Origin of the sequence: Acinetobacter sp. GD03645 (assembly GCF_029845285.1) — a bacterium.
GTDB classification, from domain to species: Bacteria; Pseudomonadota; Gammaproteobacteria; order Pseudomonadales; family Moraxellaceae; genus Acinetobacter; species Acinetobacter corruptisaponis.
This window is the reverse complement of record NZ_JAOCLL010000010.1, coordinates 113,841-135,727: the sequence shown is the minus strand read 5'-3', so window position 1 is coordinate 135,727 and position 21,887 is coordinate 113,841. Positions and strand designations below refer to the sequence as shown.

At 40.6% G+C, this 21,887-nt stretch carries 15 protein-coding genes and 1 pseudogene; 9 read left to right on the top strand and 7 right to left on the bottom strand.

Annotation, left to right across the window (positions count from 1 at the left end):
• Positions 1–29 precede the first annotated feature (29 nt).
• A complete protein-coding gene (gene leuS / locus N5J47_RS10085; RefSeq protein WP_279961013.1) occupies positions 30–2,654 on the bottom strand; it encodes a leucine--tRNA ligase in 2,625 nt (874 codons plus the stop codon).
• Positions 2,655–2,794: 140 nt separating this feature from the next.
• Positions 2,795–3,142 carry a DUF4124 domain-containing protein gene (locus N5J47_RS10080; protein ID WP_279961012.1) on the bottom strand — a complete coding sequence of 116 codons (348 nt, stop codon included), beginning with the start codon at positions 3,140–3,142 and terminating at the stop codon, positions 2,795–2,797.
• Between the two features lie 507 nt (positions 3,143–3,649).
• On the opposite strand from N5J47_RS10080, the gene N5J47_RS10075 reads away from it, so the two are divergent.
• From N5J47_RS10075 to ilvC, 3 genes are all read left to right on the top strand, one after another.
• Positions 3,650–5,374: an acetolactate synthase 3 large subunit gene (locus tag N5J47_RS10075; protein ID WP_267981670.1), complete on the top strand. Its 1,725-nt coding sequence runs from the start codon at positions 3,650–3,652 to the stop codon at positions 5,372–5,374.
• Positions 5,374–5,865, top strand: coding sequence for an acetolactate synthase small subunit (gene ilvN, locus N5J47_RS10070; protein ID WP_262466117.1), 492 nt, complete (start codon positions 5,374–5,376; stop codon positions 5,863–5,865). The genes N5J47_RS10075 and ilvN overlap by 1 nt, the downstream gene beginning before the upstream one ends.
• Positions 5,866–5,963: 98 nt before the next feature.
• Entirely contained in the window at positions 5,964–6,980 is a 1,017-nt protein-coding gene (gene ilvC, locus N5J47_RS10065; protein ID WP_004659026.1) for a ketol-acid reductoisomerase, read from the top strand.
• Positions 6,981–7,363: 383 nt separating this feature from the next.
• Here ilvC and N5J47_RS10060 read toward each other — a convergent pair whose 3' ends face one another.
• Together N5J47_RS10060 and N5J47_RS10055 are read right to left on the bottom strand one after the other, a co-directional pair.
• On the bottom strand, positions 7,364–8,005 hold the full coding sequence (locus N5J47_RS10060; protein ID WP_279961010.1) for a hypothetical protein: 642 nt from the start codon (positions 8,003–8,005) through the stop codon (positions 7,364–7,366).
• 94 nt (positions 8,006–8,099) lie between these two features.
• Complete coding sequence (locus N5J47_RS10055) at positions 8,100–8,510, bottom strand: hypothetical protein (protein ID WP_279961008.1); 411 nt, start codon at positions 8,508–8,510, stop codon at positions 8,100–8,102.
• Positions 8,511–9,062: 552 nt separating this feature from the next.
• Here N5J47_RS10055 and N5J47_RS10050 point away from each other — a divergent pair.
• Positions 9,063–11,126: a bifunctional diguanylate cyclase/phosphodiesterase gene (locus N5J47_RS10050; protein ID WP_279961007.1), complete on the top strand. Its 2,064-nt coding sequence runs from the start codon at positions 9,063–9,065 to the stop codon at positions 11,124–11,126.
• Positions 11,127–11,216: 90 nt separating this feature from the next.
• On the opposite strand, the gene N5J47_RS10045 is transcribed toward N5J47_RS10050, so the two are convergent.
• Entirely contained in the window at positions 11,217–12,365 is a 1,149-nt protein-coding gene (locus tag N5J47_RS10045; protein WP_279961006.1) for an alpha/beta fold hydrolase, read from the bottom strand.
• Between the two features lie 828 nt (positions 12,366–13,193).
• On the opposite strand from N5J47_RS10045, the gene N5J47_RS10040 reads away from it, so the two are divergent.
• The gene (locus N5J47_RS10040) at positions 13,194–14,018 is read left to right on the top strand and encodes a hypothetical protein (protein WP_279961005.1); all 825 of its coding nucleotides are present in this window, start codon (positions 13,194–13,196) and stop codon (positions 14,016–14,018) included.
• A 248-nt stretch (positions 14,019–14,266) separates the two neighbouring features.
• On the opposite strand, the gene N5J47_RS10035 is transcribed toward N5J47_RS10040, so the two are convergent.
• Together N5J47_RS10035 and N5J47_RS10030 are read right to left on the bottom strand one after the other, a co-directional pair.
• On the bottom strand, positions 14,267–14,662 hold the full coding sequence (locus tag N5J47_RS10035; RefSeq protein ID WP_279961004.1) for a hypothetical protein: 396 nt from the start codon (positions 14,660–14,662) through the stop codon (positions 14,267–14,269).
• Positions 14,663–14,924: 262 nt separating this feature from the next.
• Entirely contained in the window at positions 14,925–15,272 is a 348-nt protein-coding gene (locus N5J47_RS10030) for an IS630 transposase-related protein (protein WP_279961003.1), read from the bottom strand.
• A 453-nt stretch (positions 15,273–15,725) separates the two neighbouring features.
• Here N5J47_RS10030 and N5J47_RS10025 point away from each other — a divergent pair, with 453 nt between their 5' ends.
• The 4 genes and pseudogenes from N5J47_RS10025 to N5J47_RS10010 all read left to right on the top strand — a co-directional run bounded on the left by N5J47_RS10025 (position 15,726) and on the right by N5J47_RS10010 (position 21,809).
• Positions 15,726–17,459 carry a YadA-like family protein gene (locus tag N5J47_RS10025; protein WP_279961002.1) on the top strand — a complete coding sequence of 578 codons (1,734 nt, stop codon included), beginning with the start codon at positions 15,726–15,728 and terminating at the stop codon, positions 17,457–17,459.
• Positions 17,460–17,518: 59 nt separating this feature from the next.
• The gene (locus N5J47_RS10020) at positions 17,519–19,354 is read left to right on the top strand and encodes a YadA-like family protein (protein ID WP_279961001.1); all 1,836 of its coding nucleotides are present in this window, start codon (positions 17,519–17,521) and stop codon (positions 19,352–19,354) included.
• A gap of 298 nt (positions 19,355–19,652) precedes the next feature.
• Positions 19,653–20,414 (top strand): annotated as a pseudogene (locus tag N5J47_RS10015) (hypothetical protein); the annotation flags it as partial.
• A gap of 477 nt (positions 20,415–20,891) precedes the next feature.
• Positions 20,892–21,809, top strand: coding sequence for a LysR family transcriptional regulator (locus tag N5J47_RS10010; RefSeq protein ID WP_279960106.1), 918 nt, complete (start codon positions 20,892–20,894; stop codon positions 21,807–21,809).
• Positions 21,810–21,887 lie beyond the last annotated feature (78 nt).

Here is a 21,887-nt window from a genome sequence, read left to right as displayed (position 1 = left end):
TGAGGGCGTATACAATACGCCCCTACAGTTTAAACGACTAAATTCACCAATTTGTTTGGCACAACAATTTCTTTCTTGGTTGGACCTGTCAGGAATTGCTGAACTTCTGCCAAGGCTTTCGCCTGTGCCAATAAATCTTCTTTGGAAATATCAACAGCAACTTCCAGCTTACCACGAAGCTTGCCATTCACCTGTACAACAATCGTTTGCGTATTGCGGGTCAAGGCTGACTCGTCCACCTGAGGGAATTCAGCCGAGGTTAAATCAATACCAAACTGAGCCAACAAGGTCTGGCTTAAATGTGGTGCAAATGGTGCAAGTAATGTCAGCAATGTTGTGATTGCTTCGCGTTCAACCGCAACATCGCTATCGTCTTTGGCTTCAAACTTGTTGGTTGCATTCAACAATTCCATTAATGCGGCAATGGCGGTGTTAAATGCATGGCGACGTTCAATGTCATCATCCACTTTCTGAATCGTTTCATGGGTTTTACGGCGTAGATCCTGTGCATCTTTAGAAAGATTTGCGCTATCAATTGCACTTGTCTGATTGCCTTTTTCCAAGAAACCAGTAGCCAAACGCCATACACGTTTCAGGAATCGGTTGGCACCTTCAACCCCTGCATCTGACCATTCCAAAGACTGATCAGGTGGAGCAGCAAACATCATAAACACACGGGCGGTATCTGCGCCGTACTGGTCGATAATTGCCTGTGGGTCAATGCCGTTGTTTTTCGACTTGGACATTTTTTCTTGTCCACCGATAATTACATCCTGACCATCACCTGAATATTTTGCTGAAAGCACACGGCCTTTTTCATCTTTTTCTAAAATAATGTCGGCAGGGTTGAACCAGGTTTTTTTGCCATTTTCAGCTTCACGGTAGAACGTATCCGCCAAAACCATGCCCTGTGTCAACAGGTTGCTAAAGGGTTCGTTGCCCTGAACAACACCCTCGTCACGCATCAACTTATGGAAGAAACGTGCATAAAGTAGGTGCAGGATGGCATGTTCCACACCACCGATGTATTGGTTGACTGGCAGCCAGTTTTGCGCCGCTTCAGGCTTGACCATACCACCAGTGAAATCAGGTGAGGCGTAGCGTGCATAGTACCAAGAGGATTCTACGAAAGTATCTAAAGTATCTGTTTCACGACGTGCATCGCCACCACAGCTTGGACACTTGGTTTCATAGAACTCAGGCATCTTGTTCAATGGGTTGCCAGAGCCATCTGGAACGACATCAGTCGGTAATACCACTGGCAGTTGATCTTCTGGAACTGTGACTTGACCACAACGATCACAGTTGATCATTGGAATTGGACAACCCCAGTAACGCTGACGGGACACGCCCCAGTCACGTAGACGGAACTGAACCTTGGCATTGGCCAAAGCTTGTGGTTCTAGTTTAGCAAGGAGTGCATCAAAAGCAGCCTGGAAATTCAAACCGTCGAACTCATCTGAATTGACCAGTTTACCTTCTTTAGAGCCATACCATTCCTGCCATGCTGCTGCAGAAAAATCAGCGTCATCTATGCCTTTGGCATCAATCACTTGCTTGATTGGCAGGTTAAATTTGTTGGCAAACTCAAAGTCGCGTTCATCGTGGGCAGGAACAGCCATCACCGCACCTGAACCGTAAGACATCAACACATAGTTGGCAATCCAGACAGGCACTTGTTCGCCAGTGACAGGATGCTTAACAAATAAACCTGTTGCCATGCCTTTCTTTTCAGCAGTGGCTAAATCCGCCTCTGCCACTGAACCCATACGGCATTCTTCAATAAATGCAGCAAGTTCAGCATTATTTTCTGCTGCTTTTAATGCAAGAGGATGTTCTGCCGCTACCGCAACATAGGTCACACCCATTAAAGTGTCAGCACGGGTGGTATAAACTGTTAGGCCATCTGCATAAATTTCAGGATTGGCGGATGGAAAGGTAATTTCCATTCCTGTAGAACGACCAATCCAGTTACGTTGCATGGTCAAAACCTGTTGTGGCCAGCCATCCTGCAAGGTATCTAAATCATCCAGCAACTCTTGTGCGTAGTCAGTGATGCGGAAGTAGTACATTGGGATATCACGTTTTTCCACCAATGCACCCGAACGCCAGCCACGACCATTTTCAACCTGTTCATTCGCTAATACGGTCTGGTCTACTGGGTCCCAGTTCACGGTTGACAGCTTGCGGTAGATCAGGCCTTTCTTATAAAGCTGAACAAACAGCCATTGTTCCCAGTGATAGTACTCAGGCGTACAGGTTGCGAACTCACGATCCCAGTCCACAGACAACCCCAGTTTCTTTAACTGGTCACGCATGTAGGCGATGTTTTCAAATGTCCATTTTGCAGGCGCAACTTTATGCGCGATTGCTGCATTCTCGGCAGGTAAACCAAACGCATCCCAGCCCATTGGCTGCAACACAGTTTCGCCCTTTAAACGGTAAAAACGGCTAATCACATCACCGATGGTGTAGTTGCGCACATGCCCCATATGCAGCTTGCCACTTGGGTAGGGGAACATCGACAGGATATAGCGATGTTTGCCCTCTACAGTGTCGGCAACTTTGAAAACTTTGCGATTGTCCCAGTCTTGTTGAACTTGGGGCTCAATGGCACTTGCTTGATATTCGGCGTCAATGTGAGAAGTCGTCATAGGGATATGCGATACAACAAAAAAGTAAGATTAAGATTGCTGCACAGCATAGCGCAAAACTGGGTGAAATGTCAGTTTTTAGATTGGGATTTTATCTTCAAGGCGGTTAGATACCACCTTGATCTATTCAGGCTACTTTATCATTCTGAATGTGATGGTGCAGATGGTGCCTGAGCAGGAGGTGAGGTTGTTGCAGCCGCTTCAGCCGCCACATTTGCTGCCTGTGATGCATGTTGCGCAGCGTTCTGGGCTTGCTGTGCGGCCTGATTTGCTGTTGTGGCTGGTGCTTGTGTCGGCTGATTTCCACCATAGGTTGAAACTTTGTTTAAACGTTTTGCACCTTTAGGCGGAGGTGTGGTGGTGTAGTGGGTCGATCCATTTGCATCGACCCATTTGTAGTACTGTTGCGCATGGTTTTGACTTGAACAAAGCAGCAGTGCTGTTGTGGCAACCGTATATAAGCCCGTTTTTAAATAAGATGGTTTCATGTTTGATCTCCCCAAGAGAATTCTGTCTATATTCGATCAAAGTGTATTCAGGATGCAATTTACAATGCATCGTTTTATGTAAAAAGAAAATGAAATTTTGATAAATGGACGTTTCACTAGACTAAACCACAGCCGTGAATAAGCCTAAAAAAACAACAGCTAAAAAATATTATAGAAAAACCTTTCCTTTATTCTTGACTTTGTGTATGAAAGCAACAAAAATGCTTGCTTTAGTTTTATATGCGCTTATTTGATCACCCTTCGAATAAATGTCATGGCTTGCAATGGACATTCTTTCTAGCCGAGAGAATGATTTTTTGAAATATGCTTATCCCAGCATATTTTGATTCGAGATGTAAAAACAGCTTATACGGCTGATGAGTCAGAAAATTTTTCCTATTGCAGCAAAAACGAGTAGAATACGCACACTTAAAAAAGTGCATAAGTTAATGAATGAAACACGGTTTATGTCTCCTATAAACTGTGCAAATACTAGGGTGAATCACGTTGGAACTTTTATCTGGTGGTGAAATGCTCGTTCGTGCCCTTGCGGACGAAGGCGTAGAGCATGTTTTTGGTTATCCAGGCGGCGCAGTTTTACATATCTATGACGCGCTATTTCAACAAGACAGAATCAATCATTACCTCGTACGTCATGAACAAGCTGCTGGCCACATGGCAGATGCTTATTCGCGCGTAACAGGGAAAACAGGTGTTGTCCTTGTGACTTCTGGTCCAGGCGCGACAAATACTGTGACTCCAATCGCAACAGCCTATATGGACTCAATCCCAATGGTGATTTTGTCTGGTCAGGTTGCGACTCATTTAATTGGTGAAGATGCATTCCAGGAAACGGACATGGTCGGGATTTCCCGTCCAATTGTAAAACACAGTTTCCAGGTTCGTCATGCCAGCGAAATTCCTGCAATTATCAAGAAGGCATTCTATATCGCGTCTTCTGGCCGTCCAGGTCCAGTTGTGGTTGATATTCCTAAGGATGCAACCAACCCTACGGACAAATTTGCCTACGAATATCCTGAAAAAGTGAAGATGCGTTCATATCAACCGCCTTCACGTGGTCATTCTGGTCAAATCCGTAAGGCGATTGATGAACTGATTACCGCAAAACGCCCAATGATTTATACGGGCGGTGGTGTGGTTCAGGGCAATGCTTCAGCATTATTGACTGAGCTGGCACATCTATTGGGTTATCCAGTCACCAACACGCTGATGGGCTTGGGTGGTTTCCCAGGCGATGATCCACAGTTTGTGGGTATGTTGGGAATGCATGGTACTTATGAAGCCAATATGGCAATGCACAATGCTGACGTGATTTTAGCGATTGGCGCACGCTTTGATGACCGTGTGACCAACAACCCAGCTAAGTTCTGTCAAAATGCCAAAGTCATTCATATTGACATCGATCCTGCGACCATCTCAAAAACCATTATGGCGCATATTCCAATTGTGGGTGCAGTAGAGCCTGTACTTCAGGAAATGTTGGCACAATTGAAACAAATGAATGTGTCCAAGCCAAATCCTGAAGCGATTGCTGAATGGTGGTCTCAGATTAATGAATGGCGTAAGGTGCATGGTCTTAAATATGAAACACCGACTGATGGCAGCATGAAGCCACAACAGGTTGTTGAAGCATTGGACCGTGTCACCAATGGTGAAGCGATCATTACCTCTGACGTTGGTCAACATCAGATGTTTGGTGCGTTGTACTACAAATACAAACGTCCACGTCAATGGATCAACTCTGGTGGTTTGGGCACTATGGGCGTTGGCTTGCCGTATGCGATGGCAGCCAAGCTTGCATTTCCAGATCAGCAAGTAGTGTGTATTACGGGTGAAGCTTCAATTCAGATGTGTATTCAGGAACTTTCAACCTGTAAGCAATATGGTCTGAATGTAAAAATTCTTTGCTTGAACAACCAGGCGCTAGGCATGGTAAAACAATGGCAGGATATGAACTACGAAGGACGTCATTCAAGTTCTTATGTCGATTCATTGCCCGATTTTGCCAAGTTAATGGAAGCCTATGGCCATGTGGGTATTCAGATTAACCACGCTGATGAGCTGGAAGCTAAATTAGCCGAAGCGATGGCAATTAATGATAAATGTGTATTCATTAATGTCATGGTGGACCGTACTGAGCATGTATATCCAATGTTGGTTGCGGGTCAGTCGATGAAAGATATGTGGTTAGGCAAAGGGGAGCGTACATAATGAGACATATTATTTCTGTACTCGTTGAAAACGAAGCAGGTGCGCTTTCTCGTCTGGTTGGCTTGTTCAGTCAACGCGGCTACAACATTGAGACACTCAATGTTGCACCGACAGAAGATGAAACCCTATCTCGTTTGACATTGACCACGTATGGCGATGATCACAAGATCGAGCAAATCACCAAACAACTCAACAAACTGGTTGAAGTGGTAAAAGTGGTTGACCTGTCAGAAGGTTCACACATTGAGCGTGAACTGATGTTGATCAAGGTTAAGGCACTTGGTGCGGCCCGTGCGGAAATCAAGCGTACAGCGGATATCTTCCGTGCCCAAATCGTAGATGTTACGCCAACGACCTATACCATTCAGATCGCGGGTACAACGGACAAGATTGATGGTTTCATTGATGCACTTGCAGAGAACACCATCCTTGAGGTTGTGCGTTCTGGTGTGTCAGGCATCGCTCGTGGTGAAAAGGTTTTAACAATTTAATGGCTTACCCAGTTCCTTAAAAGTAGGAATTGGGTGGTTACAACAGATATATCCTTGTAGAACAAGGGAAATGACAAAAATTTTAGCGGAGAAAACAGATGCAAATTTTTTACGATAAAGACTGTGACTTATCTATCATCCAAGGCAAGAAAGTTGCAATCATTGGTTATGGTTCACAAGGTCATGCTCACGCACTTAACTTGAAAGACTCTGGCGTAGACGTAACTGTTGGTTTACGTGCTGGTTCAGCATCTTGGAAAAAAGCTGAAAATTCTGGTCTTAAAGTGTCTGAAGTTCCAGCTGCTGTTGCTCAGGCTGACTTGGTGATGATCCTGACTCCAGATGAGTTCCAATCTCAGCTTTATCGTGATGTGATTGAACCAAACATTAAAGAAGGCGCAACCTTAGCATTTGCTCATGGTTTCTCTATCCTTTATAACCAGGTTGTTCCACGTAAAGACCTGGATGTAATCATGGTTGCTCCAAAGGCACCTGGTCATACTGTTCGTTCAGAATATCAACGTGGTTCAGGTGTTCCTGACCTTATCGCGATTCATCAGGATGCTTCTGGCAATGCGCGTAACGTTGCACTTTCTTACGCTTCAGGCGTAGGTGGTGGCCGTACAGGTATCATCGAAACTTCTTTCCGTGAAGAAACTGAAACTGACTTGTTCGGCGAGCAAGCGGTTCTTTGTGGTGGTGCGGTTGAACTGGTTAAAATGGGCTTCGAAACTTTGGTTGAAGCGGGTTATGCTCCAGAAATGGCTTACTTCGAATGCTTACACGAACTTAAGTTAATTGTTGACTTGATGTTCGAAGGCGGTATCGCAGACATGAACTACTCAGTTTCTAACAATGCTGAGTATGGTGAATATGTGACTGGTACTGAAGTGATCAACGAACAGTCTCGTGAAGCAATGCGTAACGCGTTGAAACGTATCCAGTCTGGTGAATATGCGAAGATGTTTATTCAGGAAGGTGCATTGAACTACCCATCAATGACTGCTCGTCGTCGTCAAAACGCAGCGCATGGCATTGAAGTAACGGGTAATAAGTTACGTGCAATGATGCCTTGGATTCAAGCGAATAAAATTGTTGATAAAGAGAAGAACTAATTTCTCAAATCAATTAATTTGAATGCGAAGACCCACTCTATTTGAGTGGGTTTTTTATGTTTATTGTTACGTGCCTCAAAAAGATGAAAGCAGTGCTTTCATCTTTATTCGTGCCTTGGATTCAAGCGAATAAAATCGTTGATAAAGAGAAGAACTAATTTCTCAAATCAATTGATTTGAATGCGAAGACCCACTCTATTTGAGTGGGTTTTTTTATGTTTATTGTTACGTGCCTCAAAAAGATGAAAGCAGTGCTTTCATCTTTTTCGTACCTTGGATTCAAGCAAATAAAATCGTTGATAAAGAGTTGATAATGAAAAGAACTAATTTTTAGTTGGATCTTAAAAAAAACCTTGTTTCTACAAGGGTTTCTTTTTTTTAGCTTATAGTTGAGCATCCTGATGATAATCAAAAAGCCGTTTTGACGATAAATTGTAGAAATAAATACTGATTAAAGCCACGATGGCAAAAAATAATAGACTTAGACCAATAAAGTGATGTGCTAAGAAAATGAGTATAAAAACAATAACAATGGTGATTATAAATATTAAACCTAAACTTAACTCAAAATCTTTGATTACTTTCCTTTTTTCTATAGTAGGCAATAAAGCAGGCTGGCATTGCCAAATTTTAATATGTTGTGGTTGGTTGCTATATTTAAGTTTTTGATAATGATCAAACTCAATATCCTTAAAACATTCAAATAAAGCTTGTTCAAACTCTGAAAAATTGCCAATCGTTGATGGAATTTGGAAATCACAGTATTCAGGGCAATAGAAGTCAAGATGGAAATCAAAATTTTCAGTTGATCGAACGAATTGAATCTCCTGCACTGTAAATGTGCATACTGAAGACTTAATATGAATCCGTTGATGGTGTAGTGACCAAAGCTGATTTTGGCTAAAAAACAAGACTGATTTTGAATGGAAAAATTCCAGTTTGGTTTTTTCTGTTGGAAGTAGTCGTATTTGTAAGGGCTGATATGACTGTGGCAATAAACAGAGTTCGACTTTTTGTCCAATCAACTGTTTAGGATCAAGGGGGTTTTTGAACTTCTCTATTTGTGGATAAGGAATACGAAATTTTTTTCGAATGTAATCATTTGATATATCCTGAAACTCAGCTGTTAGCTCCAGCCATTTTTGTTTTTGATTCCAGACGTGAATTTGTAAAATTTCCCCCCTGTGTGGCCAAATACTGATGAGCCTCTATTTCTGGCTGGTATGGCCGTAAATAATATTTTTTAAGCGAAGAAGAGATAAAACTTTGCAGTAACAGTATGCCATAGCAAATCACAGCACCCAAAAATAGCCATCTACTCTGTTCTTTCTCTAAGGGAATAAAGGGAATGAAACTAGAGAAAATTCCCAACATATAAAGTAGTAATGCAAAACATTGGATTTTTTGCTCAAACATTTGTCGATAGGTAAAGAAGTGAGGGAGCACAGAAACTTCAAGCTGTTTTTTCAGGTACTCCAGTTGTTCTTCGGAACTAATCTTTTTTAGTCTAATGAGGGGCTGTGATGGCATACGCTACATTTTTCTTTTTGTATATGAATTGACCATATCATAATTTGGTTTTATATTTTATTCTATCATTTTGATAAGAAAAGATATTTTAAATCCATACTTAAAAATTATATGATAGGGTGATAACAGAGTTATAACAATACAAAGATCAAAAAGGCATAATATATTTAAGCCTTAATTATTTTCCAGAAAATGGTTTAGGCAAAATGAAAACAATAAAATTGCTGGGTATTTTGATGTCCCAGTTCGATTTAAAACCTACAAAAACAAATAACTGAAATATTCGTACTGTCCAGTAAAAAATAAATAAGTCTTTGGATAAAAAATTGTGATAAAAAAACAATGTTTTTCATGGGTCTGAAATGATTGTGTGTTTTTATTCTATTGATTTATAAAGTGAAAAAGACTTGACCTTATGCTAGATGATGTTATTGTTAAGGAAAGTTTATGAATGCACTATTCGTATCTTTTTTGAGTGTGAAGGATCGTTCTGAGCCTGGGCAATTTGCTCGGCAAATAAAAAAAAGTAATGGATAATCATGGAATTCCTTTATGGTACACGTTGATTACGATAACACATTGGTCATCGTTTCCATTCTGGTTGCGGTGGCAACATGCTATGCCGCAGTTTCAATGGAAGAGCTGGTTTTCAAGGCTGCTTATAAAAAGTTTGAAAAAAGCATTCTGGTTGCGAGTGGTCTAATCCTGGGGTTGGCGATATGGGCAATGCATTTTGTGGGAATGCTGGCGAGTCATTTGCCAGAAGGCTATCATTTTGATCTGGGTTTAACGACGCTTTCCTATATGGTGGGTGCAATTGCCTCTATTTTTGCGGTGTGGCTGACTTCACGCCCAACTTTGCCTTTGCCTCGCCTGATTCTTGGTGCCGTGTTTATGGGCTTGGGTATAGCAGGTATGCATTATACAGGCATGATGGCACTTACAGTTGAACATCATCAGATGCATTATGATCCCTTACTGGTTATTTGCTCAGTTTTAATTGCAATCAGTGGGGCTGGTCTAAGTTTCTTCTTTATCTTTAAATATAAGTCAGCAGTCAGGTATCGGATTGGACTAAAAGCAATTGTTGCGGTGTTAATGGCGCTGAGCATTGTCGGTATGCATTACACAGGCATGGCGGCAACCTATTTTGATGAAAGTATTATTAAGGCCTTGAATGCTGCACAGACAGAGCAAAGTGTATTGTTGTTCACAATCATCTTTATTACCAGTCTGGTGTTTGTCGCAGGTTTTGCCGTTGCGGTTTTAGAATCTAGACTGGAAGAACGTAATCAACAACTTACCTTTATAAATAAAGAGCTTGAGATTCAGTCCCTGCATGATGCCCTAACCAAGCTGCCTAACCGTATGTATTTAACCGACTATGCAGAGGTTGTGTTTAGCCATCATCGCTTGCATGAGCAAAAGGCTGCCTTTTTATATATTGACCTGGATCGTTTTAAGTCGGTGAATGATGCGTTCGGGCATCATATTGGGGATCAGTTGTTGATCCAGATGGCCAATCGTTTACACAATAAGCTAAATCAAAACCATAAGTTATTCCGTATAGGTGGCGATGAATTTGTCCTGATTTCTGAAAATACCGATATCAATGAGGCAATGCAGCTTGCTGAAGAAATCCTGCATTTTATTCAGGAAACTTATTTAATTGCCAGTAAAGACATTAATATATCCGCGAGCCTTGGGATTGCGATGTATCCTGAACATGGCACCAATATTCAGGATTTGTTGATTAATGCGGATGTTGCCATGCTGGTGTCAAAAGATCAGGGACGTAATACCTATACCGTATTCCAGTCCATGAGCGATCAGCAAGATGTACGCAGCCAGTCCAAACTGATCAATGATTTATATAAGGCGGTTGATGAGCAGCAGTTTGTCTTGTTTTACCAGCCAAAATTTACCGCAAACTATGAAGTCTGTGGTGTTGAGGCCCTGATTCGCTGGAAGCATCCAAGTTTGGGACTGCTTACGCCACAAATGTTTATTGAAGGTGCTGAAAAAACGGGTTTAATTATTCCCATGGGATATTGGGCGCTGGAACAAGCCTGTCAACAAATTCAGAAATGGGAGCAGAGCAAAAACCAGTTTTATCCAATTGCAGTGAATCTGTCAGCATTACAGTTTGAAAATAAGAAATTATTCAGTGTCCTTGAACAATTATTGGAAAAATATCAAATCCAGCCTCACAACCTGATTCTGGAAATTACTGAATCAACCGCAATGCATCACATTGATTCAAGTATTCGTACCTTGGAACGCCTGCGTAAGCTCGGCATTCGAATCGCAATAGATGACTTTGGAACAGGTTACTCAAGCTTTCTGTATTTAAAGGATTTACCTGTCGATGAACTCAAAATTGATCGCGGTTTCCTGATGGATTTACAACCCGATTCTAAAGAAGAAGCGATTTTAGAAAGTATAATTCATCTTGCTGCAAAACTAGGTTTGATTGTCACGGCTGAGGGAGTGGAAACACAGCAACAAGCGGATATTCTTAAAAATTTAGGTTGTAATCAATTACAGGGATACTTGCTTGGCAGGCCCGTTAATATTGATAGTCTGGTATTGCAAGGGCAGCCACATTTTGCCTAATCTTAGATAATCTGGTTTTATAACAATTGATCTCCATTAAAGGCTGTTTATTTGTTCAACAGCAACAGCCTTTATGGGAAGTATGAACCTTTAATCAGAACGTTGGGATAGCCATTCGGTTACAACAGGCCATACAGTCTGTGGTGCCTGATTACCTGAGACCAGCCCCATATGTCCACCTGGCACAACCTTAAATTGCTTGTCTTCACTACTGATTAAATCCATTAGAGGACGTAGTGCTTCAGCAGTCACAATGATATCGGTATTACCACCCACGGCCAGCACTGAACAGTCGATGTCTTTTAAATTGGCAGTTTGGTCTCCAAATTTTACTGAACCTGTAGATAGTTCATTATCAATCCAGAAACGTAAAATAATGTCACGCATTACGCCGCCTGGGTAGGCCAGCATATTGTCCACAAAAGAGCTTGAGGTGGCATGGTTAACCACAAACTGGCGGTCATTCAGGTTCTTCACCAATTCCCAATAGTTCTTAAAGTTACCAATAGGATCAGTGAGTTTGAAGCCTAGGGTATTTTGCCATCCATGTACATGAAAGACACGGCTAGGCACTTGATGGATACGGAAGTTGGTATTGCTGCGAACCCATTGGGCTGGAGCTGTTAAGCGCTGGTAAAATTTACCCATGTAACCTGATTTATGGGTATTGATAGGTGAGGCTAAAATCACCAGATTCTGAATATTTTTATCTTTAAACAAGGAGGTGTAGCATAGTGAAAGTGCACCACCTAAGCTCCAGCCAAACAGGGAAAGCTGTTGCTGACCACTATGTTCCCGAATTTTCTCTAGAAAATCTGGCATAAATGTTTTTACATAGGTGCCGAGGTTATATTTTGCCTGACGTAGGCTTGGCGTACCCCAGTCAATCAGATATACATCAAAGCCCTGACCAAGAAAATAACGTACCAAGCTACGATTTGGGAATAAATCATAGATCAGCATATTGGCTGCTAAAGGTGGCACGATCACTAGGGGAATACGGTGTTTCTGTACTGGGGAGTCCGTATGGGGTGTATAATGACGTAAACTGATAATTTCACGTTGATAGACCACGTCAAAGGGAGTCTTTCCAGACAATGCAAGCTGGGCCCCGCGAAAGATACGGTCTGTTGCATTGGAATATATATGACGTGCTTGATGGCTGGTATGGCTGTTAAGCACTTTTTTTGCAGTTCGTGAACGAAGCAGGGCATGTTTAACTTTCGGCAATTGAGTCATGATGAACCTAAACTCTCAGGTTGCTATTCAGTAGCGGCATATTAGAAGAAAAATGACATGAGCTCAGTGACTCATTTGCTCAACTTGTCTTACAAAATGATCAATTTGAAATAATGGGTATTTGGACAAGCTGATTTCTTTCCAGTCTTATGTGAGGTCGAATCTATAGATAGATAATGAATTTAAATGTGTGTTTTAAGCATTTGTTTTGATGGGAAATTAATTTGGATATTTTACATATATTCATTACTTTTTCTTAAAATATTGAAATAATTATATTATTTATATTTCATCCTATTTCTAAAGAAATTAATTCTCATATATTTAATTATGTTAAACTAAATATTAAATATTTTGTTCTAATAACACATAAAATGTTACATAGATGCTATTTTTTATTATAATAAATGTGTAATTTGAGCATTTATTTGCTATATTAAATTATGAGCTACAAACCCTGAAAAGGCTCCTCATTCGCCATCTCTTTTTTATTTTTTAGAGATGGTTTTTTTTATTGTAAAGCTGATCTAATGCCTGTTTGTGGCAAAAGTATGGGTGCTTAAACTTTCAGGATAGGAGTGATTTGCTTGTTCATTTTTATTAATTACAACAACTTAGGATTGAAAAAATATTGCTAAAATACTTAAGATTTTGATTAATATTAATTTAATCTGTTTTCTTTTGACTTGTAAGTAAAAACACATCAACTTTTTTAAAAAAAAGCCTACAATCCTCATCCTCACTTAGGGGGAATTCAGCTAGAATAAGGAAAATCCTATTTTTTATTGTTAAAGTTCTTTTAATGTTGAGCTAAAGGTTGGAGTTTACATGAGTAAAGAGACATCAACTTTAGTAAATTCTGAAGATACGATGTTGTCTCATGATACTGAAACGACACTGGAGCATGTCGTCAGTATCATGCCTCAGTTGATTCATTGGCTGATCAAGTCTGGCATTGGTTATAGTGAATTTACCACTGCGCTTAAAGCATTATTTTATAACGAAGCAATAAAAGAACTGGATAAGATTCAACAGAAGAAAACCGATTCCGCAATAAGTTTGTTGTCTGGTCTAAATCGCCGTGATGTAAGGGCTTTTTGTCAAAGCTATGGCGAGTATGCTTTGGTTGATCAATTTAACCTACAGCTTCCGATCAGTGTTCCTGCACGTGTGGTTGGTCTTTGGGTGAGTCAAAAATTACCAGAACGGATTCCTTTTCAGGGTAATGAAAATAGCTTTGAAAGCCTTGTGAGACAAATTTCTTCTGAGAAACATCCAAAATCAATTCTATTGGAATTAAAAAGGTTGGGAATTGTTCTGGAAGAAAATGATGAAGTGATTCTACAAAATTCCAGTTTTACTCCAGATCCACAAATGGATGAGAGTAAGCAATTATTTTCCCAAAATATTTCCGACCACCTTGCTGCTGGAATTAGTAACCTGACTAGACAGAGCAATTTTCTGGAACAGGCAATATTTGCTGATGAGCTGAGTCAGGAATCTGTTGAAAAGTTAAATCAATTGAGTGCTGATTTATGGAACCTAATGTCAAAGGCCGTGATCTCTGCTGCTATTGATTATTGTAAGAATGATGAAAATTCAGCAGATGCCACTAAACGATTTCGTCTGGGGGTTTATCAGTACGATGAGTGACATCGTCCTAAGCAGTATTGTATATTGCGAAGTGTGAATAGAAACCTTTCTAATTCAGCTCAGTAGATGGTAAGAGCACAACGCTATCATTTGTTCTTATCTATTTGTAGTGTATTAAAACTCGGTCAATTAAAAAACCATTATAAGACAGATCATTTGCATTAGAGGTAGAGTTGTATATAAATTTTTTGAAAGTGGATTATCTAGAAATTTTCATTTTCAAAATGATCACTGTGTAATTTCAGTTATTAGATGACATATACAATAATTTCATATTGCAAGATTTCCCTGAATTCTCTCAATTTATTCTTTTCTTGTAATGCCATATAACTGACTTTGTGAAGTGGATTAATTGTTTCAACATATACCTTTTGCTTTCCTTGCCAAATATCTTTATCATTTACGTCAATTTCCTTACCATTCCAAAGATCTTCATAAAGAATCTCATCAGAACCAAAGAGTCTTTCTTGTCTTAAATTAAAATGAGGTAACGAACACCCGTCAGGTACAATAATTTTAAATTTTAGTTTACCTGCTTTGGACAAATTCCAGTTTTTAAAATTTAAAGAGCAACGATTTTGCTGTCCTAAATACGGTTTATAGCAAGCCATGATACGGTCCATGATTCTAAATTGATCAGACATTGTATTTTCCCCTAAAAGGCTAATAGATTGATCCGTGATCCTGTAGCAATAAAAGAAATTTCTACTTTTTATTACTCCAGTATTAAGCAGTCTTAAAAATAGTTTTTTCTCAAGCTATTTTTTATGAAATCATTTTAAATTTTAATTGCTTACTGTTGCTGTGTGGAACCATATATTTTGGTTCTAGTTCACTACTTAATATTGTATTTTTTCTTTTTTTACATCACAACATTGTAGATGAGTCAGTAACCTCAGCTAGTCATTAATTTCGTTTTTTTGCCCTGCCTATCTTGTGCAAGCCCCTCCAGAGAACTGAATAGGAAACCTTATAGCCAAACTTCTGCTCAAAAGGATCAAGTAAGTCCCTAATTTGTGTAAAGGGCGTTGATTTTACAAATTCCTCAAAACTTTCTAAATCCTTAATGCTAAAAGGTCGGCCATTCCTGATGGCAGGTAATGGTTTCAAATCCTGTGTGGTTTGTTCCAGTAAAATCCATTCATCCAGGGTGGACCTGGCAATATTAAACCTTTTGCAGACTTCAGATTTATGTTGTGTTTGATGGTAGGCAGCCATTACTTTCTTACGAAGATCTAATGAATATGCTCGCATAAAGTCTACTTATTGTTTCCTTTCCTGTTTTATGTAAGTTCCACATTTTTAAATCTTAAGTACCCCCCCCCATGCTTTTCAGGTTCATGGTGAGCCATTTTTCTTAACAAATTCACTCAAGTGACTTACTTGATGAAATGTATCACTAAAATTAAACTATGTACATATTGAACATATTTTTAATATAAATTTAAGGAAAAAAATTATTTTTTAATTTTTTATATGATTTTTTTAGAATAAGTAATTGATTTAAATTTATTTTTGTATTTTATTTTATTGTTTTTAAAGTTCTTGATAATGAACAACCTATGTGCTAACTTTTTATACGTGTGCAGATTACACATTTGAATATTGATTTAATGATTCATGTCGCATAATGGTTATGCTGAACTTATGGGATTTTTAAAAATCAATATTTATCAACAATATAATTAGTATGCAAAGGAACACGTAATGAAAAAGACTTTTCAATTATCAGTAATAGCAACAGCTTTATTGGCTGCAAATGTATATGCAGCTCAAACAAACATTGGCACAGGGAATACTGCAACTGGACCAGATACAACGGTTGTCGGTACAAATAATGCGGCGGCGAATACAACTGTGGTTGGTACAGATAATACTGGAACAGGCAATGAAGGTTTCACTGGTGGTACAGGAAATACAGTAAATGGACATTGGTCCGCTGTTATCGGAAATGGTAACAGCACAACTGGCATTCGCTCCACTGTGCTCGGAAGTGGCAATACCACCGATAAAGATTTTGCTACAGCGGTTGGTAATGATATTACTGTAAATGGACAAGCATCGCAGGCGGTTGGAAATAAAATCACCATTGCAGATGATAATGGTACAGCGGTCGGTGGCAATATTGATTTAAAAGGAAATCAAGCCAGTGCATTTGGTGACTCGGTTACTGTCAATGGTACAGGTGCAACATCCGTAGGTTCTACGTCAGAAGCATCAGGTGAGTATGCAACTAGTCTGGGTTTTGGTGCAAAAGCAACCGCAGACAATGCCATTGCCACAGGCAGTAATGCAGTCGCAAGTGGTATAAATTCGATTGCGATTGGTAGTGGTGCGGAAGCCAGTGCGGAGGGTGGTGTTGCAATAGGTGCAGGGGCAAAAGTAACAGGTGCCAACTCGGTAGCGATTGGTGCAAATACCGTTGCAGATCAAGATAATACTGTTGCAATGGGTGATCGTCGTGTGGTTTATGTTGCAGATGGTATTAATGATAAGGATGCAGTGAATCTTGGACAATTAAAATCAGAGCTTGCAAAAATTAATAATGCGCCTGCACAAGCAGACTTAGATGCGATTAATACCAAGATTGATACTGAAAAAGCTGAGCGTATTGCAGGTGATACACTTTTAGATGGCAAAATTGCACAAGAAGCAGCAGACCGTACCACCGCGGTGAACAATGAAAAAACTGCTCGTATTGCTGGTGATGATGCTTTGCAAACAAAGATTGATGACGAAGCAACCTTACGTGCAGGTGCGGATGCAACTGAAAAAGCAGATCGTATTGCAGGTGATGCCGCAGAAAAAGCAGAACGCACTACTGCGATTAATGCTGAACGAGATGCACGTATCTTGGCAATTAATAATGAAGCAACTCTACGTGCCGATGCGGATGCACAAGAAAAAGCAGACCGTATTGCAGGGGATCTCGCAGAGAAAAATGCTCGTATTGCAGCAATCAATAATGAAGCGACCTTGCGTGCTAATGCAGATGCAACTGAAAAAGCGGAACGTATTGCAGGCGATGCCGCAGAAAAAGCAGAACGTACCGCAGCGATTAATAATGAAGCAACCTTACGTGCTAATGCGGATGTTGCATTAGGTAAGCGTATTGATGGCGAAACTGCAACTCGTGTAGCAGAAGTAAAACGTCTGGATGGTCGAGTTGACCAATTAAACTATCGCTTAGACCGTGTGGAAACAACTGCTAACCGCGGTATCGCAATTTCATTGGCAGCGTCACAGGCAATCCCAAGTCTCCAATCTGGTCAGGTTGCTGTGTTTGGTGGTGTTGGTTATTACGAGGGTGAAGCAGCAGGCGCATTTGGCGCGGTTACCTCATTTAGTGACCGCCTATCTGGCAGCGGTGCATTTGGTGTTGCTGATGGTGGAAAAGTGGGTGGTCGTGCTGGTGTAGCGTATGTCATCGGAGGGAACTAAGTCGTACTTAGTTAAATGAATTACTAAGTTAGATTTGGTCATAATAAAAGGATGATGTAATGAAAAAAAATTTTCAATTATCAATAATAGCAGTTGCCTTGATGGCAAGTCATGCTTATGCAGCACCTGTATGGGAAGGTCCAGCAGGAACAGGCACTGGTTTAAGTAATGCAATGGGAGGGGAAACCAATTATGCCAATGTTCCATCTACAGCCAATGGTATTATCTTGGGCCAACTCAATGATGTTGATAACACCAGTATTGGGTTAGGTTATAACAGCAATGCTATGGGGAAAGATAGTTTTGCTGCGGGTACAAACAATGAAGCCACAGGCAATTCCTCTATTGCTATAAGTGCTGAGGCCCATGCCAGAGGTGAGAGCAGTATTGCGGTGGGTTCATGGATCAATGCAAATGATACCAATAGTACAGCTGTTGGTGCGGGCGTTAATGTAAACAAAGCGGGTAGTGTTGCTGTAGGTAATAGCCAAAATGTCTATGATGAAAATGCAACTGCGTTCGGTGGACATAGCGAAGTCCGTGGTAACCAATCGAGTTCTTTGGGTGATCGGGCATGGGCGAGTGGTGGTGATGGGGCAACTGCGATTGGTAGTGAAACATGGGCTAATGCAAAAAATGCAACCACACTTGGCTATAATGCAGAAACAGGAAGTGAAAATGCACTAAATATTGGTCATGACGCACTTGGAGGTGGACTGAATGCAATCCATATTGGTCACAGTACAACAGGTAGTGCAGAAAATACGATTGTAATTGGTTCGAAAGATCCAGCGGCACCAGGACAGCCTGTTGCTGACGATAAAAACTCAGTCGCAATTGGTTATAATGCTGATACTCACAATGGTGGTGGTGGTAGTACTGAGGACACGGTGAGTTTTGGTGGGTTCTTCACTGGTGCTGTTCGTACGATCAGTCAAGTGGCGGATGGTGTAGACAATCAAGATGCCATTAACGTATCACAGCTACAAAAAGAAATCGCCAAGATCGGTGCAGGTGCGCAACTGATTGCTCATGCTGATGATTTACTTTCTACAGAAAAAGCGGAACGTATTGCAGGTGACAAAGACTTAGCTGATAAATTAGCGGTCGAGGTTGCAGCACGTCAGAAAGCGGTTGATGATGAAGCCAAAGAACGTGCCAATGCAGATGCTGTTCTTTCAACAGCGATTGACAATGAAGCAAAACTTCGTGCAGCAGCAGATGATGCCGAAAAAGATGCACGTATTGCAGGCGATGCAGCGACCAAAGCAGAACGTATTGCAGCGGTCAATGCTGAACGAGATGCACGTATCACAGCGATTGACAATGAAGCAAAACTTCGTGCAGCAGCAGATGATGCCGAAAAAGAAGCTCGTATCGCAGGGGATGTAGCAGAAAAGGAAGCTCGTATCGTAGCGATTAACAATGAAGCAGTACTTCGTGCCAATGCAGATGCACAAGAAACAGTAGATCGTATCGCAGGCGATGCAACCACTAAAGCAGAGCGTATTGCAGCGGTTAATGCTGAAAGGGATGCACGTGTTGCAGGTGATGCAGCCTTAGGTCAACGCATTGATGTAGAGGCAGCAACCCGTACAGCAGAGGTTAATCGCCTTGATGGTCGTATTAATCAAGCAGCTAAACGTTTGGATAACTTTGAGAAAAGTGCTTACCGTGGTGTGGCAATGGCTCTTGCAGCTCAACAGGCAGTGCCAAACATTCGTTCAGGTCAAGTCGCATTGTTTGCAGGTGTAGGTCACTATGAGGGTGAAACAGCTGGATCAGTGGGTCTTGTGACTTCATTCATTGCAAATCGTGTTTCACTGAGTGGTGCGGTTGGCTTCGCAGGCGGAAATGAAGTGGGGGGGCGTGTTGGTCTAAGCTACTCGTTCTAACGGACGTCCATGTATATATAAATGGTGAATGAATAAAAAAAATAAAGTGCCAAGTGTATCTAGGTTTTACTGATTGGCTAAACCAAAACTCAGATATTCTTGGGAAGAAGTTCCTTTGGGGCTATCCTTAATCAGCATGAGGGTGGTCCTTTTTTTGCATTTAATAACTTAAATATTTTGTGATTAGTATTGAATTATATCAGGTGCTTAGAGGTATGATAAAATGCCTGGGAGATAAGCAGGACAACAGGATGTTGTCAGCAAAATCTTTATAACAAAGCAAATGAGAACATATATTATGGCATCTATAAACTCTAAATTTTTTCTATTCTTAATGGGGACATTGCTTTTAGCTGGCTGTAAAGATGAAGATGGTAATCTGAGTGTAGGGGTGAGTCTTGGAGGAACAGGGACAGGTGGACTGTCTGTGGGCACGGAAAGTCCCGTACCCAAGCCTTAACCAGATGTTAGGCCAGACCGTATGGAAGAAGATGGTTTGCTATATGCAGTTGCTTATCCAAATCCCATCACTCAAAACTGTAATGGAATAGAACGCACGATCCAGTTTGTTCGTCAAAATTTCCCTCATGTTCCAATGATGATGGGAGATCGTTCGGATTTACTGGGTATGAGTCATCCATTACGAATCAGATATAAATTACAGGTGGTGGTCAAAAATACAACATCATCTCCAATTTATGAATATACCAATAGTTGTAAAGCGGCTTTCCAGCTTACGGGTACAAAAACGGCAAAAATAACACAAACAGATTATTGTTTAAATGATGAAACGGTCAGTGTTTATCAGCCAAATGAATCACGAACTTATTTTTATACCTTTAATTTGCCCAATATTTTACAAAACTGGGTGGCAAGCTATCATGCACAATATTCTAAAAAATTCTATGCAGAGGCTCAGGGTGTAATCTATGATGATGAAAGTATAAAGGAAAGAATACAATGTGATCCTTTAAGCGCAGTTTTGTTGCTGGATGAATATCCATCAACCAAAGATGGTGCTCCAAGAAAACCTGATACAGACAATAATAATGGTGGTACAAAAACTACTTACCCAGATCATACAAATACAGGTTCTAATACTCAGGTTGATAATCAAAACTTACCTCAACCTCAACCTCAACCTCAACCTCAACCTCAACCTCAACCTCAACCTCAACCTCAACCTCAACCTCAACCTCAACCTGATACCACGCCTATTTTTGGAGGTTTTGATTTAGGTGGGGAAGAATCTGACACGCCAATTTTTGGTAATTTTGGATTAGGAGATGAGCTTTAAAAGAGTCTAAGACAGTAAATATAAGAAATGTATTGATAAACAGCGCCCCAAGTTAAGGGGCATTTTTTATTTTAAAATTAATAATATTCATCTAATGTGTAAAAAAATCAAATAAAATTAATTTTTATAATAATTCATTAGTTTTATGATAAGATGAATTTAATTCAATTTTATCTATATAAATATTGTCTGCTCAATTGTATTGAAACAAGCTAAGGCATGTTTTACTGGTTTATTAGTATGTTAGAACTTCGTCATTTAAAGACATTAACCGCCTTGCGCGAACACGGTTCCTTGGTTGCAGCGGCAACCGACCTATATTTAACGCCGTCTGCGATTTCTCATCAATTGAAAGAGCTGGATCAATGGTTTGGGGTTGAGGTGGTGAATCGCCGTAGCCGACCTGTTTCATTTTCCCATGTTGGTTTGCGCCTGTTAAAGCTGGCGGATGATGTGTTACCGCAGATCCAGATCGCACATACCGATATTGCCCGTATTGTGCATGGGCAAACAGGCAGAATTATCTTCTCTTCGGAATGTCATAGTTGCTTTGACTGGCTGATGCCGTTGCTGAATCAATACCGCCAGCAATATCCAGATGTTGATCTGGATTTTGTGTCAGGTTTTGAGTCCAATCCACACGAGTTATTACAAAATGCGGAATTTGACTTGTTGATTACCGCAGACCCAATTGCTCTAAAAGGCATTGAGTATTTTCCAATTTTTGAATATGAATCCAGACTGGTTTTGTCCAACACTCATCCATTGGTTCGGGTGGAAAAGATTACGGTGCAGGAGTTGGCAGAACAAACCTTGGTGACTTATCCCGTGGATAAACACCGTTTGGACATCATGGCGAAGCTATTTATTCCAGCCAATCTGCATCCCAAAGAAATCCGTACCACTGAGCTAACACAGATGTTGATCCAGCTGGTTGCTAGTGGGCGCGGGATTTCGGCATTACCTGATTGGGTGGTGAATGAATATGAGCATAAAGGCTGGGTCACTTCGCGCCGTCTGGATTGCGTCTCACCCAAAGGTCTACGACGTACACTCTATGCGGGTTATCGTACCGAGGATAAAGACAAGAGCTATTTTGAGGGCTTTTTAAATCAACTGGATAAGTTCTCTAAAAAGCGAAATCATTATTACGACTAGTTTGGTTGGGCTGGTTGTATATCGATTGGAAACACAGACAAACGTTATCAATTCAGGCAAATCCCTCTATAATGCGGC